Here is a 16,332-nt window from a genome sequence, read left to right as displayed (position 1 = left end):
TGACTGACCCTTCCCTTCAATACCGCGTCCTTTGCAGTTTTTCTGAAAATCATCCGCTTACAGACTCTTACCCGTTACATCCTGTCAGCCGCTCAACACACTTACCCGTTCGATGACGATAAAAACAGAGGACCCGGTAAGCGATGAAACAAAAAGCACTATGGATTAACCAGATAAAAGGGCTGTGCATCTGCCTGGTGGTGATCTACCACTCGGTGATCACCTTTTATCCCCACCTTGAGTCGCTGCACGCTCCGCTTTCGGTGCTGCTCGCTAAATGCTGGGTGACGTTCAATCTTTATCTCGCCCCCTTCCGCATGCCGGTGTTCTTCTTTATCTCGGGGTATCTGGTCCGACGCTATATTGATGAGGTGGACTGGAAAACCTGCCTCGACAAACGGCTCTGGAGCATCATCTGGGTGCTGGCGCTGTGGGGCGTGTTGCAGTGGCAGGCGCTAACCCATCTCAATGCCTGGCTGGCACCGGAGCGGGACCTGAACACCGCCTCGAACGCCGCCTATGCCGACTCGCTGACCGGCTTTATCACCGGGATGCTCACCGCCAGCACCAGCCTGTGGTATCTCTACGCCCTGGTGGTCTATTTCACCCTCTGCAAGCTGCTGAGCCGCTGGAAGCTGCCGCTCATCGGGCTGCTGGCCCTGGTCAGCATTGCGATCAACTTCCTGCCGCTGCCGTGGTGGGGGATGAACAGCGTGGTGCGCAATATGATCTATTACAGCCTCGGGGCCTGGTACGGGGTGCAGCTGATGGCGTGGATGCAGACCCGGGTTTGGCGCCGTGACGCGCTGGCGGTGGCGGCGTTCGGGGTGGTCTCCGTCGTGCTGTGGTTCGTCGGCGTTCCCCTGCCGCTGTCGCTGCTGTCGATTCTGCTGATCATGGCCCTGTTCTACCGCCTTGAGCAGCGTTTCACCGTGGGGCCTGACAACCTGCTGAACGTGGTGGGCTCGAACACCATTGCCATCTACACCACCCACCGCATCCTGATCGAAGGGGTCAGCCTGGTTATGATCCACCAGTTGAACAGCGGAACCTGGCCGGTGTGGGCAGAGCTGACCCTGGTGCTGATCTACCCGTTTGCCAGCCTGCTGGTCTGCACCCTGGTAGGACTGGGGGCGCGTAAACTCTCCACTGCGCTGACCGGGGATTTCTTCTTTACGCCGCCTGCCCGTCTGACCCCGGCTGAGGCCACGCGCTAGCGCCCCTGAAGGGGCTTTTCACGCTGTGTGCGGTTACGATTTGCTAATGTAAAACGATCAAGGATAATAAAGACATTGTGTATCAGTGATATGCCCAATAAGAGATCCTGACAAAGCCATGCCTGAACAATATCGTTTTTCCCTGCCCGGCAAAGCGGGCGACCAACGCCAGTTGGGTGAACTGACCGGGGCAGCCTGCGCCACGCTGGTTGCAGAGATCGCCGAGCGCCATCAGGGACCGGTGGTGCTGGTCGCGCCGGACATGCAAAACGCCCTGCGCCTGCATGATGAGATCCGCCAGTTTACCGATCAGCTGGTCACCAGTCTTGCCGACTGGGAGACCCTGCCCTACGACAGCTTCTCGCCGCACCAGGAGATTATCTCCTCGCGCCTCTCCACGCTCTATCAGCTGCCCACCATGCAGCGCGGCGTGCTGATTGTGCCGGTAAATACCCTGATGCAGCGCGTCTGCCCGCACAGCTATCTGCACGGGCATGCGCTGGTGATGAAAAAGGGCCAGCGCCTGTCGCGGGATGCCCTGCGTGTCCAGCTCGACAGCGCCGGCTATCGCCATGTGGATCAGGTGATGGAGCACGGGGAGTACGCCACCCGCGGTGCCCTGCTGGATCTCTTCCCGATGGGCAGCGCGCTGCCGTACCGTCTCGATTTCTTCGATGACGAAATCGACAGCCTGCGCCTGTTTGACGCCGACACCCAGCGCACGCTGGAGGAAGTGGAGGCCATCAACCTGCTGCCGGCCCATGAGTTCCCGACCGACAAAACCGCCATTGAACTGTTCCGCAGCCAGTGGCGCGATAAGTTTGAGGTTAAACGCGACGCGGAGCATATCTACCAGCAGGTGAGTAAAGGCACCCTGCCAACGGGGATCGAATACTGGCAGCCGCTGTTCTTCAGCGAGCCACTGCCTCCTCTGTTCAGCTACTTCCCGGCCAATACCCTGGTGCTCAACACCGGCGATCTGGAAGCCAGCGCCAACCGTTTTGAGAGTGAAACCCGGGCGCGCTTTGAGAACCGTGGCGTGGATCCGATGCGCCCGCTGCTGGAGCCTGAGCTGCTGTGGCTGCGTACCGACGAGCTGTTCAGCGAGCTGAAACGCTGGCCGCGGGTGCAGCTGAAAACCGACAACCTGCCGGACAAAGCCGCCAACACCAATCTGGCGTATCAGCCGCTGCCGGACCTTGCGGTGCAGGCGCAGAATAAATCCCCGCTGGATAACCTGCGTAAGTTCCTCGAGGCCTTTACCGGGCCGGTGATCTTCTCGGTGGAAAGCGAAGGCCGCCGTGAAGCGTTGGGCGAACTGCTCAGCCGCATCAAAGTGGCGCCGAAACGCATCCTGCGTCTGGACGAAGCCAGCGGTACCGGGCGCTATCTGATGATCGGTGCCGCCGAGCATGGCTTTATTGATACGCTCAATAACCTGGCACTGATCTGTGAAAGCGATCTGCTGGGGGAACGCGTGGCGCGCCGTCGTCAGGACAGCCGCCGCACCATCAACCCGGACACGCTGATCCGCAACCTGGCGGAACTGCACCCCGGCCAGCCGATTGTCCATCTCGAGCATGGCGTGGGCCGTTACGCAGGGATGACCACCCTGGAAGCGGGCGGCATCAAGGGCGAATACCTGATGCTGATGTACGCCAACGACGCCAAACTCTACGTGCCGGTGTCGTCTCTGCACCTGATCAGCCGCTACGCGGGCGGCGCAGAAGACAATGCCCCGCTGCATAAACTGGGCGGCGACGCCTGGGCGCGGGCGCGGCAGAAAGCGGCGGAAAAAGTACGCGACGTGGCGGCGGAGCTGCTGGACATCTACGCTCAGCGCGCGGCGAAGACCGGCTATGCCTTTAAACACGATAAAGAGCAGTACCAGCTGTTCTGCGACAGCTTCCCGTTTGAAACCACGCCGGATCAGGCTCAGGCGATCAATGCCGTGCTCAGCGACATGTGTCAGCCCCTGGCGATGGACCGACTGGTGTGCGGCGACGTGGGCTTCGGCAAAACCGAAGTGGCGATGCGCGCCACCTTCCTCGCGGTAGAAAACCACAAACAGGTGGCGGTGCTGGTGCCCACTACCCTGCTGGCGCAGCAGCACTACGATAACTTCCGCGACCGCTTTGCCAACTGGCCGGTGCGCATTGAGATGCTGTCCCGTTTCCGCAGCGCCAAAGAACAGGCGCAGATCCTCGAGGAGGCCAGCGAGGGTAAAATCGACATTCTGATCGGCACCCACAAGCTGCTGCAGAGCGACGTGAAGTGGAAAGATCTCGGCCTGTTGATTGTCGACGAAGAGCACCGCTTTGGCGTGCGTCATAAGGAGCGGATCAAAGCGATGCGCGCCGATGTCGATATCCTGACCCTCACCGCCACGCCGATCCCGCGTACCTTAAACATGGCGATGAGCGGCATGCGAGATCTGTCGATTATCGCTACTCCACCGGCCCGTCGTCTGGCGGTGAAAACCTTCGTGCGCGAATACGATAACCTGGTGGTGCGCGAGGCGATCCTGCGTGAAGTCCTGCGCGGCGGCCAGGTCTATTATCTCTACAACGACGTGGAGAATATCCAGAAAGCGGCCGACCGACTGGCTGAGCTGGTGCCGGAAGCACGCATCGCCATCGGTCACGGGCAGATGCGCGAGCGCGAGCTGGAGCGGGTGATGAACGACTTCCACCACCAGCGGTTTAACGTGCTGGTCTGCACCACGATCATCGAAACCGGGATCGATATTCCTACCGCCAATACCATCATTATTGAGCGGGCGGATCACTTTGGCCTGGCTCAGCTCCACCAGCTTCGCGGTCGCGTCGGGCGTTCACACCATCAGGCCTATGCCTGGCTGATGACTCCGCATCCGAAAGCGATGACCACCGATGCGCAAAAACGTCTTGAAGCCATCGCCTCGCTGGAAGATCTGGGTGCCGGCTTTGCGCTGGCGACCCACGACCTTGAGATCCGCGGTGCGGGCGAGCTGCTCGGGGAAGATCAGAGCGGCTCGATGGAGACCATCGGTTTCCAGCTGTATATGGAGCTGCTGGAAAACGCCGTCGATGCCCTGAAGGCAGGGCGCGAGCCGTCGCTGGAAGATCTCACCAACCAGCAAACGGAGGTGGAACTGCGGATGCCTGCCCTGCTGCCGGATGACTTTATCCCGGATGTGAATACGCGTCTGTCGTTCTATAAACGCATTGCCAGCGCCAAAGATGAAGCCAGCCTCAACGAGATCAAGGTGGAGCTGATTGACCGCTTTGGCTTACTGCCGGATCCGGCGCGCAACCTGCTGGATATTGCCCGTTTACGCCAACAGGCGCAGAAGCTGGGGATCCGCAAGCTGGAAGGGAATGACAAAGGCGGCATGATTGAGTTTGCTGAAAAGAACCATGTCGATCCGATGTGGCTGATCGGCCTGCTGCAGAAACAGCCTCAGCATTATCGCCTGGACGGCCCGACGCGTCTGAAATTCACCCAGGACCTGGCGGAACGGAAAATCCGTATGGACTGGGTGCGTAACTTTATGCGACAGCTGGAAGAGAACGCCGTCGCCTGACCCCTCCCGGGCGATCCTGCGATCGCCCGGCCTTATTTCCCGCGCAATTTACAACTCTTTGCAATCCACCTGGATTTCCCGACACGACTATTCGCCATAATTATCGATTAACTTTCAGATAACAATAATCTTTATTGCTATGGATTCTGGTGATGATGACGACTTCGCGTTTTACCCGTTGGATATCGATGGTTGCGCTGCTCTCGGCCCTGGCGCTTGCTCTGCCTGTGCAGGCCAATACCTGGCCCCTGCCCCCGGCGGGCAGCCGGTTGGTGGGCGAAAACCGCTTTCATGTGGTGGAAAATGACGGCGGCTCGCTGGAAGCGATTGCCAAAAAATATAACGTCGGCTTTCTGGCGCTGCTGCAGGCTAACCCCGGCGTGGATCCCTATGTACCCCGCGCGGGCAGCGTGTTGACCATTCCGCTGCAGACCCTGCTTCCCGATGCGCCGCGGGAAGGACTTGTGATTAACCTTGCCGAGCTGCGTCTCTACTACTACCCGCCGGGTAAAAATGAGGTTACGGTTTACCCCATCGGCATTGGCCAACTGGGGGGCGATACGCTGACGCCAACCATGGTGACCACGGTGTCGGATAAACGCGCTAACCCCACCTGGACCCCGACCGCCAATATCCGTGCCCGCTATAAAGCCCAGGGCATTGACCTGCCTGCGGTAGTGCCTGCCGGGCCGGAAAACCCGATGGGGCATCATGCGATCCGCCTTGCGGCCTATGGTGGCGTTTATCTCCTGCACGGCACCAACGCCGATTTTGGCATTGGCATGCGCGTTAGCTCAGGCTGTATTCGCCTGCGTGACAATGACATCGAGACGCTGTTCCGCGTCATCCAGCCTGGCACCAAAGTGAATATCATGAATACGCCGATTAAGGTGTCGGAAGAGCCCGGCGGCGTGCGGCTGGTGGAGGTACATCAACCCCTGTCGAAACAGTTGAATGACGATCCGCAGACCTTGCCGATTGTGTTGAATGGTGCCCAGCAGGGCTTTAAAGCCAGCGCAGACGAAACGGTGATGGAGCGTGCGATGGAAGCCCGCTCGGGAATGCCGGTGGATGTTACTCGCCATTCGGAGGTTCAGGCTCTGTAAGCCTTAGAGATAAAAAAAAGCTCTGCAATCGCAGAGCTTTTTTTCGCAGTGGCATTAATGAGGGTTAAGCCATGCTTATTTGTAGATCACCGCAGTACCGTGCAGGGTGTTCGGGCCGGTAACAGAGGTGATACGGTAAGATTTAGCACCCATCTCTTCCGCTTTTTGCGCTAACTGGCTTTCCAGAGAGCCAAGGTTAGTCCCACCATTCGCGGAAATCGTACCCACTTTTTGTTGATCGGCAGGGGTAGACTGAACCTGTACAGCGGCGAAGCTGGCAAACGAGAGTGAGCTTAGTACGGCAGCGGCGATCAGTGTTTTTACATTTTTCATGATAAGAACCTTATGCAAGTGATAGGATGTCGTAAGCATTAACTTAACGATCGATAACTAAATGATAAATGTGATCTGCATCACGGTCAAATTCTTTTTATAACGATCGTTAAAATAAATTTAAAACCTTTAAAATTCATATTGATATAATGAAATTAATTTTATGAATTCAGCGCTGGCTGCAAAGAGGGATTATTTTTATAATGGTCGTTCAACAAACCAACAGAGGTACAACGGCTCATGACAACCGATGACACGCGTTGCGCAAAGAAAAGCCGTGGCCGACCAAAAGTGTTCGACAGGGAAGCGGCGCTGGATAAGGCCATGACGCTGTTCTGGCAGCATGGGTATGAAGCCACATCGCTGGCCGACCTGGTCGCAGCGACCGGGGCTAAAGCGCCTACGCTGTATGCAGAATTTACCAATAAAGAGGGGCTGTTCCGCGCGGTGCTGGATCGTTATATCAGCCGTTTCGCCGCCCGCCATGAAGCGCAGCTGTTCTGCGAAGAGAAGCGTGTCGAAGATGCGCTGGAAGACTACTTCACCGCGGTGGCGACCTGTTTTACCAGCAAAGAGACGCCCGCAGGCTGCTTTATGATTAACACGTCAGCCACGCTGGCGGCGTCATCAGAAGAGATTGCCCACACGGTTAAATCGCGCCATGCGATGCAGGAGGAGACGCTGTGCCGGTTCCTCGAACAGCGCCAGCAGCGCGGTGAGATCCCCGTACACTGCGATCCGCAAAAACTGGCCCAATACCTGAGCTGCATTTTGCAGGGAATGTCGATCAGCGCCCGGGAAGGTGCCAGCCTGGAAAAACTGCAGACCATCACGCAGATCACCCTGCGCCTGTGGCCTGAACTCCTGAAAGCTTGATCCGCAGGGCGGTTTTCCGCCCTGCTCCCGCCCCACTTTCAGACAAATCTGCTTAAAGATAGGTAAAATCTATCACCGCATCTCTGCCGCTTGCTATCCTTAACGGGTGATTATTGATGTGCTAATGGTTAGGCGCATAGGTCATAACGGAGCTGTTCTGGCTATTCACATTCAGAAGGAGAATAAAAATGATTTTGCTATTACCATTTTTCAAGGTGTTAATGGTGATCACATTGTTATTCGGTCTCTGGGTCTTATGTGGTGGGTCAGTTTTATTTGCTTTCTTGTCTGTCCTGATAACAGGATTTTTATTACTGAGACAATATAACGAGTTTGACCTGTAACCCCTGTAGCCCAGTCACTACCCCGGAAAGACCTTATTCCTGCCGTGAGTCGCGCGGCTGCTAAGGTCTTTTTTATGCGCAAAAAAAGCTCCCCAGCCTGAGCGAATGGGGAGCTAAACGCAGAGAACAGATTTTTTTATGCTTTGTTATTCAGTACCAGCTGACCATCACTGTTAAGGGGGATTTGCGTGCCGGGATCTTTATCCATACGGATCTTGCCCTGCTGATCGCCAATTTTGTACGTCACATCGTAGCCGAGCATTTTTTCTGACTTGTCATACACCGTTTTACAACGCTGCTGCGTCGAGGTGTAAGTATCACGCTCCTGCAGTGCGCCCTGCGCCTGATTGCCGGCATAACCACCGCCCAGCGCGCCCACCACCGTGGCGACATCTTTGCCGCGTCCGCCACCAAACTGATGACCAATCACGCCGCCCGCTACTGCACCCAGTACGGAACCCGCGATGCGGTTTTCATCCTGCACCGGACGACGGTGCGTCACGGTCACGTTCCGGCACTCCTGACGGGGTGTTTTAACCGTCTCTTTAATCGGTGTTGCCGAAACGACCTGCGCATACTGTGGGCCACGTTCAAAGACATTGAGACTGGCAACTGCCGCCACGCCTAACGCGGCAGCCACGCCAATCCCTATACCTGCCACCATGGATTTATTCATGGGACAACCTCCTTTTTATTGCTATTAGTAACAATTCTGCAACCAAAGCAGGTCGTTAGCAAATCAGATAAGGGAGTAAAAATGTGGGAAGAAGCGGGAAAACAGCCTGATTAGGAGAACTCTTAGGCTTCTGAGGGGGAATTAGCAGTGTGATATGCTGAAAAAGCCCCTCCGGCGAGCGCGGAGGGGCTTGGTTCTTAGTGCAGTTTCAGACGCGGTCGGATCACGCGGTTGATGCTGCCAACCAGCATCATCAGCCCGGTTTTGAAGTAACCGTGCAGCGCAACCTGGTGCATACGGTACAGCGAGATATAGACGAAGCGTGCGATACGCCCTTCTACCATCATCGAACCGCGCATCAGGTTGCCCATAAGACTGCCGACGGTGGAGAAGTTAGAGAGCGACACCAGGGAACCGTGGTCTTTGTAGACGTAGTTCTTCAGGGTTTTGCCTTTCGCCTGCGCCAGAATATTATGCAGCGCCAGGCTGGCCATCTGGTGAGCGGCCTGAGCGCGCGGTGGTACGAACCCGCCTTCCGGACGCGCGCAGGAGGCGCAGTCACCGATAGCGTAAATGTCCGGATCGCGGGTGGTTTGCAGCGTCGGCTCAACCACCAGCTGGTTAATGCGGTTGGTTTCCAGACCGCCAATCTCTTTCATGAAATCAGGTGCCTTGATGCCCGCGGCCCAGACCATCAGATCGGCTTTGATGTGTTCGCCATCTTTGGTATGCAGACCCTGCTCATCGGCGCTAGTGACCATGGTCTGGGTCAGAACGCGTACGCCCATCTTGGTCAGCTCGCTGTGAGCTGCGCCGGAGATGCGCGGCGGCAGTGCAGGCAGAATACGTTCACCGGCTTCCACCAGCGTCACGTTCAGCGCGTCGTTGGTTAACCCTTTGTAGCCGTAGCTGTGCAGCTGTTTGACCGCGTTATGCAGCTCCGCAGAGAGCTCCACGCCGGTCGCCCCGCCGCCAACGATGGCGATGTTCACCTTGCCGTTTGCGCCAAGGTTATTGGAGTATTTCAGGAACAGGTTGAGCATCTCCTGATGGAAACGACGCGCCTGGTGTGGGTTATCGAGGAAGATGCAGTGCTCTTTCACGCCCGGGGTGTTGAAGTCGTTAGAGGTACTGCCCAGCGCCATTACCAGCGTGTCATACGCCAGCTTGCGCTCCGGTACCAGCAGCTCGCCCTTCTCATCGCGCAGCTCAGCCAGGGTAATGGTTTTGCTTTCACGGTTGATATCCATCACCGAGCCCAGCTGGAACTGGAAGCCGTGGTTGCGTGCATGCGCCAGATAGCTCAGCGCGTCAACGCCCTCATCCAGTGAACCGGTAGCCACTTCGTGCAGCAGCGGTTTCCACAGGTGGCTGTGGTTGCGATCGACCAGCGTAACCTTGGCTTTTTTACCGCGTCCAAGCTTCTTACCTAACTGCGTAGCCAGTTCCAGACCGCCAGCACCACCACCCACAATCACTATCTTTTTCAATGGTGTAGTCAACGTGACCCCCTAAATTATTAACCAATTGTTAACTAAAAGTTATGAAAATAACCTTTAGTTAACAACAAGTTACATCACTGAAACCATTCAACTGTCATGAGAATAACATGTTCGGTGCATTGGTCATACCAAAATTGATGTGCATCAAGTTTTGCCGCTTAAAATTCACTCAAGCTTAGCAAAAAGAGAGCCCGGCTCACGTCACGTGGCCGGGCTTGAGGTGAAATCAGGAATTAACCTAAGGTCTTGAACGCTTTGATGCGCTGCAGATGGGGGGCAATATTCTTGAACTTATGCGTCTGCTCTTCATCCCAGACAATTTCGTAGTAAGGGTGCAGCAGCTCCGCGGCACGCGGGCTATTTAGCGCCTCATCGTTGCGGGAGAGGATCACCAGACAGCGATCGCGGTTCTTCTCGCGAAAGTTGCTGACACACTTGGTGGCGATATCGACATACTCTTCCGGCCTGTCGATCTTGCCTTCCATGTTCTCGTTCGGGAACAGGTTTGGATTGAACACCACCTGGCGAATATCACACAAGAAACCAACCCGCTCCGCCCAGTATCCTCCCAGGCCGACGCCGCAGATCAACGGACGCTCGTCGATATTCAGCTGCAACATTTTGTCCACTTCCTTCAGCAGATGCTGCATATCATGCTTCGGATGACGCGTGCTGTAGCTAATCAGCCGCACATCCGGGTCGATAAACTGCAACTGCAGGACCTTCTCGTGATTACCGGGACTGTTCGAATCAAAACCGTGCAAATAGATGATCATCGTATCCTCGCCACACTACGCTTGCCAGGAGGGGTTATTGCCCCGCTTTATGCGCTTGCCAGCGCTCATGAAGCGCCTCAAGCTGCGCATTCACCGATTTCCAGCGTGCTGTATCCCGCAGCTCCTGACGGCTAAAAGAACCTTTATGATACAATTGTGTAACACGTTCAGCCTTGATCGGCGACAGGTTATCTAACACGCTCACTGCGCCTTTACGATTATTGCAGACCAGGATCATATCGCAACCCGCATCCAGCGACGCCTGACCGCGTTCCGCATAGCTGCCCATGATCGCCGCCCCTTCCATGGACAAATCGTCAGAGAAAATCACGCCGTTGAAGCCCAGCTCCTGACGCAGGACGGTTTTCAGCCAGTGCGGTGAACCGCTGGCCGGACGCGGATCAACATCGGTGTAGATCACATGCGCAGGCATGATGGCATCGAGCTTGTTGTCGGTAATGAGCGATTTGAAAATCGACATATCCCGGGCGCGGATCTCCGCCTCTGGGCGCGGGTCGCGCGGGGTCTCTTTATGAGAATCCGCCGTAACGGCACCATGACCCGGGAAGTGTTTGCCGGTGGTTTTCATACCAGCCTCGTGCATCCCGTCGATAAAGCGGGTGGCGACCTGCAACGCTTTCTGCGGCTCCTCGTGATAAGCACGCTCCCCGATGGCGGCGCTGATATGGCCCACATCCAGTACCGGGGCAAAGCTGATATCAATATCCATGGCGATCATCTCGCTGGCCATCAGCCAGCCGGCCTCCTGCGCCAGATTGCCGCCCTCTTCCAGGCCGAGCAACGCTGCAAAGGACTGGGCTGCGGGCAGACGGGTAAACCCGTCGCGAAAACGCTGCACGCGGCCTCCCTCCTGATCCACCGCCACCACCAGACGGTGATGAGAAGCCTCGCGGATCTGGCGTACCAGCTCCCGCAGCTGCGCCGGATCGTGATAATTGCGCGTAAACAGGATCAGGCCGCCCACCAGCGGATGCGCCAGAATCTCGCGCTCCTCCGCATCCAGCTCATAACCTTCCACATCCAACATGACCGGACCCACACAAACCTCTCTTATTCTGTCGTTTCAAGCTGGCGCCAGATCTCATCGGCCAGCGTAATAAATTGTTTATCTTGTGATTGTTGCCAGCGCAGCTCAAACCAGCCTGCCATCAGCATCAGCACCCAGGGGCGCCAGCGATTCACCTGGCGTTGCAGCCGGGAGAGATCAAGCCGCGCGATCTCGCTGTAGGCGGTGAGCAGCTGCTGACGCTGGGCGTCACTCTCTGTCCAGACGCTGGCCAGCTCCAGGGCAACGTCGCCGTCTCCGGCATATTCCCAGTCCAGCAGCCGACTGCCGTTGGCCATATGCACGATATTACCTGCATGAACGTCCATATGCAGCGGCGCCAGTCGCAGCGGACGGGGCTCACCCCGTTTACGCAGCCGCTTATGCCATCGTAGCCATAGCGGCGTGCGTCGGGACGGCGAGGCCTGCAGCCAGTACTGCTCCAGCAGCGGGGCCAGAGTGATTCGCCATCCGAATCGGCGCTGTTGATGCAGATGATACAGCATCGCAGCCAACGGGGATGCGGCGGGCAACCTGGTTTTGATCTCACCGGTCAGATAATCGACCGCAATCCAGCCAGGACTGTAAAAGCGCGGCTGAGGGGCAATGTCGGCGGGAAGATGGCGGAGCGCATGGTACTGGCGGCGAAAATGGGCTGGCGTGGCCAGCGCGGCATGATACTGACGCAGCACCAGGCGTTGTCCGGCGTGCTCAATAATGCAACTCGCGCCGCTCAACCCGGCGTGGGTCTGCGGCGCGATAAGGCGATAGTGCGGGAAAAAGCGCGACAGCAGTGTGTCGCGCGTCAGATTACTGTTGCTGAACTGCACCTTTACCCGACCAGATAATTTCACCTGTCTGAACCAGCATCAGCTGCATCTGCAGCGCTGGCGAGTTGACGTTGCCGGTCGCGCTTGAGTAGAGGACATATTGCGCCCCTACGTTGCGGGCAATGCCGATAGCTTTACTGCGCGAGCCCAGGCTGTCCTGCGGAGAAAGGCCTAACTGCTGCTTGGCCACCGCCAGCTGCTGCGCGGACACCAGGGTAAATTTGCCGTTGTTCGCCAGCGCATTGCGCAGCGTTTCGGTAGCTTCCCCGGCATTCAGGCTGCCGTTGGTACGGTTGTTGACGCTGTCCACCAGCAGCACGCTGCCAGCGTTGACGCCCTGGGCCTGCAACATCTTACCGACCATCGGCTGCATCGCCCCGTTCCAGTCGTAATGACGCTCACGCGGTGCAGGCTGAGCGGGTTCCTGATGCTCGATCGGGCCTGGTTGCTCAGGGACAGACGGCACAGTAGGCACGGTTGGCACAGGCTGGGTCGGTTGAACCGGCTGCTCAACGCCCGGTTTCACCTCTTCTACCGGTGCAGGTGGTTGCTCAGTGCGGCTGATACAGCCCGACAGGAACAGTGCAAAAGCCGTGACAAGCGTGTAACGACTGATGTTTTTAATCAAAATTCACCCCTTAGAGATATAGATAAAGTCTGACCTTATGCGCGCCAAGATAGTTTGCGCTGCCGTAAAGTTTGACCGACGAATTCGCCGGGATTGTCACGCTGCGCGGTGCCTCAAGTGGATGCATTTCCAGGCCACGGGCGTCATACCAGAAAAAACGGTAATGGACGGTAATCGCCTCATCTCTTTCATTGAACAGCACAGAGGAAGCGGATGGTTGAATTTCACTGATCGTTAGCGAAGGCTTGTCGGCAGTAATTCCTGCCGCCAGCACTGATGATTCCATTACCAGCGTTTGCTCATCATTGACAGGGATCGCTGGCTGAGATTTACATCCCACCAGAGCCATCACCATGAACAGCATCGCAATCCGTCCTGCAGGCATGTTAAAGACCTTTATGCGCCAGCATCGGTCCCAGCGGGCGACCGCCGAGCAGATGCATATGAATATGATAAACTTCCTGACCACCGTGGCGGTTGCAGTTCATGATCAAACGATAACCGTCTTCTGCCACGCCTTCCTGCTCAGCAATTTTCGCGGCTACTGTCAGCATACGGCCTAAAGCCAGTTCATGCTCAGTTTTCACGTCATTTACCGTCGGAATCAGAATATTAGGAATAATGAGGATGTGGGTGGGTGCCTGGGGAGAAATATCGCGAAAAGCGGTAACCAGTTCATCCTGATAGACGATATCCGCCGGGATCTCGCGACGGATAATTTTACTGAAAATGGTTTCTTCAGCCATGAGATTTTCCTTGTTCATTTAATCTGGCGACGTGCCCGGAGACAACACCCTCGGCGCAGGCGCAATATTATGTGACGCGACTTAAGAGTATGAGCGACTTTCTCTAATCCTTTCAACCTTATCCCTCGAATTCTTTCCTTATAGTGCAATTTATACGCTGCCGCTCGCCGCGCCCTCCCCTTAAATCTTAAAACATAATTTCAGATACGCCTGAAACGTCTGTTTACAGGTTTAATCACAATGCGTATATTTCGCATTTGCATTTACATGCGCATTTTATACATAGAAAACGACCTCAGACTGTGTTTACGGATCTGGGGCATCACATTCACACTTCACTCAGAAAGGTTTGTTGATGTCTTTCATGAATTATACCAGGGACGGGCAACGCCAGCCTGTCGCTAAACCCTCGCTGCTGGCAGCCTGTATTGCTTTCGCGTTGACTCCTGTTGCCAGTTTTGCCGCGCCGGCTGAAGAGACCGTTATTGTTGACGGTTCCACGCCGTCGGGTACCGCTGACGAAAGCCAGGACTACAGCGTAAAAACCACCACCGCGGGCACCAAAATGCAGATGGTGCAGCGTGATATTCCGCAGTCGGTCACGATCGTCAGCGAACAACGCATGGAAGACCAACAGCTGCAGACCCTGGGCGACGTGATGGATAACACGATGGGGATCAGCAAAAGCACCACGGACTCCGATCGCAGCAATTTTTACTCCCGTGGGTTCGAAATCGACAACTACATGGTCGACGGCATCCCGACCTATTTCGAATCACGCTGGAATCTGGGTGATACTCAGTCTGACACCGCGCTGTTTGAGCGGGTGGAAGTGGTACGCGGCGCCAACGGCCTGATGACCGGCACAGGCAACCCGTCCGCAGCCATCAATATGGTGCGTAAGCATGCCACCAGCCGCGAATTTAAGGCCAATCTGTCGGCAGAATACGGCAGCTGGAACAAACAACGTTACGTCATGGATATGCAAAGCCCGCTGACGGAAGACGGCAATCTGCGCAGCCGCATCGTGGCGGGTTATCAGGACAGCGACTCCTGGCTCGACAACTACAATCAGAAGCGCACCTTCTTCTCCGGTATTCTGGACGCTGACCTGGGCACCAGCACCTCGCTGTCCGCTGGCTACGAATATCAGCGCATCGACATCAATAACCAGACCTGGGGTGGTTTGCCGCGCTGGAACACCGATGGCAGCACCAAACATTACGATCGCGCGCACAGCACCTCTCCAGACTGGGCTTACAACGACAAAGAGTTCAATAAGGTCTTCTTCACCCTGAAGCAGCGCTTTGCCGACGACTGGCAGGCCACCCTGAATGCGACCCATACCGAAGCGAAATTCGACAGCAAAGCGATGTATATCGATGCCTTTGTGAATAAGAGCACCGGCATGCTGGAAGGCCCTTATTCGAACTATGGTGCAGGTTATGATTACATTGGCGGCACCGGCTGGAACAGCGGCAAACGTAAAGTCGATGCGGTAGACCTGTTTGCTGACGGCGGCTACGAGCTGCTGGGTCGCCAGCACACCATGATGATTGGCGGCAGCTTCAGTCGTCAGACCAACCGTTACACCAACTCATGGGCTAACGTCTACCCGGATGAGTTCGGTAGCTTCTACGACTATAACGGTAACTTCCCGGAAACCAACTGGGGATCGCAATCGCTGGCTCAGGATGACACCACCAATATGAAATCGCTGTATGCCGCGACGCGCATTTCACTGGCCGATCCTTTGCATTTGATCCTTGGCGCCCGTTATACCAACTGGAGCGTTGACACCCTCACCTACGGCATGGAGAAAAACCACACCACGCCTTATGCGGGTCTGGTTTACGACATCAATGACAACTGGTCTGCCTACGCCAGCTATACCTCTATCTTCCAGCCGCAGAACTACCGCGACAGCTCGGGCAAATATCTTGACCCGATCACCGGGAATAACTACGAAGCGGGCCTGAAATCCGACTGGATGAATAGCCGTCTGACCACCACGCTGTCCGTATTCCGCATTGAGCAGGATAATCTGGGACAAAGCACCGGCCGGACCATTCAGGGCTCCACGGATGTGGCTTACGAGAGCGTAGACGGTACCGTGAGTAAAGGCGTTGAGTTTGAAATCAACGGCGCGCTGACGGATAACTGGCAGATGACCTTTGGTGCAACGCGTTATGTTGCTGAAGATAACAACGGCAAGGCGGTAAACCCACAGCTGCCGCGCACGACCGTAAAACTGTTTACCAGCTACCGTCTGCCGGCGATGCCTGAGCTGACCGTTGGGGGTGGGGTTAACTGGCAGAACAGCGTCTATACCTACCAGGACACGCCTTACGGCACCTGGCGTGCATCGCAGGGCAGCTACGCGCTGGTGGATCTCTTCACTCGTTACCAGGTCACGAAGAACTTCTCCCTGCAGGGTAATCTGAATAACCTCTTCGATAAGACCTACGACACCAACGTTGAAGGCGAAATTGTGTATGGCGAACCGCGTAACGTGAGCCTGACCGCAAGCTATCAGTTCTGATAAATCATCCGTTACCAAAGGGAGCCAAATGGCTCCCTTTTTTGTGCCGGGTGGCGCTACGCTTACCCGGCCTACGGTCTGAGCTTTTGTAGGCCGGGTAAGGCGCAGCCGCCACCCGGCATTTC

At 56.2% G+C, this 16,332-nt stretch carries 14 protein-coding genes; 5 read left to right on the top strand and 9 right to left on the bottom strand.

Features of this window, described 5'->3' with window-relative positions; all coding sequences use genetic code 11:
* The first annotated feature begins 143 nt into the window (after positions 1 to 143).
* The 3 genes from M8318_RS20865 to ldtC all read left to right on the top strand — a co-directional run bounded on the left by M8318_RS20865 (position 144) and on the right by ldtC (position 5,888).
* Positions 144 to 1,217 (top strand): acyltransferase family protein, encoded by a 1,074-nt coding sequence (locus M8318_RS20865; RefSeq protein ID WP_262664336.1) that lies wholly within the window; start codon positions 144 to 146, stop codon positions 1,215 to 1,217.
* Between the two features lie 118 nt (positions 1,218 to 1,335).
* Positions 1,336 to 4,782: a transcription-repair coupling factor gene (gene mfd / locus M8318_RS20860; protein ID WP_262664335.1), complete on the top strand. Its 3,447-nt coding sequence runs from the start codon at positions 1,336 to 1,338 to the stop codon at positions 4,780 to 4,782.
* Between the two features lie 152 nt (positions 4,783 to 4,934).
* Entirely contained in the window at positions 4,935 to 5,888 is a 954-nt protein-coding gene (gene ldtC, locus M8318_RS20855; RefSeq protein WP_225759063.1) for a L,D-transpeptidase LdtC, read from the top strand.
* Positions 5,889 to 5,963: 75 nt separating this feature from the next.
* Here the strand turns inward: ldtC and bhsA are convergent, their stop codons facing one another.
* Positions 5,964 to 6,221, bottom strand: coding sequence for a multiple stress resistance protein BhsA (bhsA, locus tag M8318_RS20850; protein WP_106992755.1), 258 nt, complete (start codon positions 6,219 to 6,221; stop codon positions 5,964 to 5,966).
* A 240-nt stretch (positions 6,222 to 6,461) separates the two neighbouring features.
* Between bhsA and M8318_RS20845 the strand changes: the two genes are divergently transcribed.
* The gene (locus M8318_RS20845; protein WP_106992754.1) at positions 6,462 to 7,097 is read left to right on the top strand and encodes a TetR/AcrR family transcriptional regulator; all 636 of its coding nucleotides are present in this window, start codon (positions 6,462 to 6,464) and stop codon (positions 7,095 to 7,097) included.
* 480 nt (positions 7,098 to 7,577) lie between these two features.
* On the opposite strand, the gene M8318_RS20840 is transcribed toward M8318_RS20845, so the two are convergent.
* From M8318_RS20840 to hinT, 8 genes are all read right to left on the bottom strand, one after another.
* Complete coding sequence (locus M8318_RS20840) at positions 7,578 to 8,117, bottom strand: glycine zipper 2TM domain-containing protein (protein ID WP_106992753.1); 540 nt, start codon at positions 8,115 to 8,117, stop codon at positions 7,578 to 7,580.
* Between the two features lie 197 nt (positions 8,118 to 8,314).
* Entirely contained in the window at positions 8,315 to 9,619 is a 1,305-nt protein-coding gene (locus tag M8318_RS20835; RefSeq protein WP_166182157.1) for an NAD(P)/FAD-dependent oxidoreductase, read from the bottom strand.
* A 233-nt stretch (positions 9,620 to 9,852) separates the two neighbouring features.
* On the bottom strand, positions 9,853 to 10,395 hold the full coding sequence (gene ycfP / locus M8318_RS20830; RefSeq protein ID WP_262664334.1) for an alpha/beta hydrolase YcfP: 543 nt from the start codon (positions 10,393 to 10,395) through the stop codon (positions 9,853 to 9,855).
* A gap of 34 nt (positions 10,396 to 10,429) precedes the next feature.
* Complete coding sequence (nagZ, locus tag M8318_RS20825; protein WP_262664333.1) at positions 10,430 to 11,455, bottom strand: beta-N-acetylhexosaminidase; 1,026 nt, start codon at positions 11,453 to 11,455, stop codon at positions 10,430 to 10,432.
* 11 nt (positions 11,456 to 11,466) lie between these two features.
* Positions 11,467 to 12,291: a thiamine kinase gene (thiK, locus tag M8318_RS20820; RefSeq protein WP_262664667.1), complete on the bottom strand. Its 825-nt coding sequence runs from the start codon at positions 12,289 to 12,291 to the stop codon at positions 11,467 to 11,469.
* Positions 12,272 to 12,919: a penicillin-binding protein activator LpoB gene (gene lpoB / locus M8318_RS20815; RefSeq protein ID WP_106992748.1), complete on the bottom strand. Its 648-nt coding sequence runs from the start codon at positions 12,917 to 12,919 to the stop codon at positions 12,272 to 12,274. Before lpoB ends, thiK begins: the two co-directional genes overlap by 20 nt.
* 10 nt (positions 12,920 to 12,929) lie before the next feature.
* The gene (locus tag M8318_RS20810) at positions 12,930 to 13,304 is read right to left on the bottom strand and encodes a YcfL family protein (RefSeq protein WP_106992747.1); all 375 of its coding nucleotides are present in this window, start codon (positions 13,302 to 13,304) and stop codon (positions 12,930 to 12,932) included.
* 1 nt (position 13,305) lies between these two features.
* On the bottom strand, positions 13,306 to 13,665 hold the full coding sequence (gene hinT, locus M8318_RS20805) for a purine nucleoside phosphoramidase (protein WP_146145498.1): 360 nt from the start codon (positions 13,663 to 13,665) through the stop codon (positions 13,306 to 13,308).
* 355 nt (positions 13,666 to 14,020) lie between these two features.
* On the opposite strand from hinT, the gene fhuE reads away from it, so the two are divergent.
* Positions 14,021 to 16,207, top strand: a complete 2,187-nt coding sequence (gene fhuE, locus M8318_RS20800; protein WP_262664332.1) for a ferric-rhodotorulic acid/ferric-coprogen receptor FhuE — start codon at positions 14,021 to 14,023, stop codon at positions 16,205 to 16,207.
* Positions 16,208 to 16,332 lie beyond the last annotated feature (125 nt).

This window comes from Leclercia tamurae, from assembly GCF_025566055.1.
GTDB lineage: Bacteria > Pseudomonadota > Gammaproteobacteria > Enterobacterales > Enterobacteriaceae > Enterobacter > Enterobacter tamurae.
Note: the sequence above shows the minus strand (reverse complement) of the source record. Positions and strands in the feature narration are given on the sequence as shown.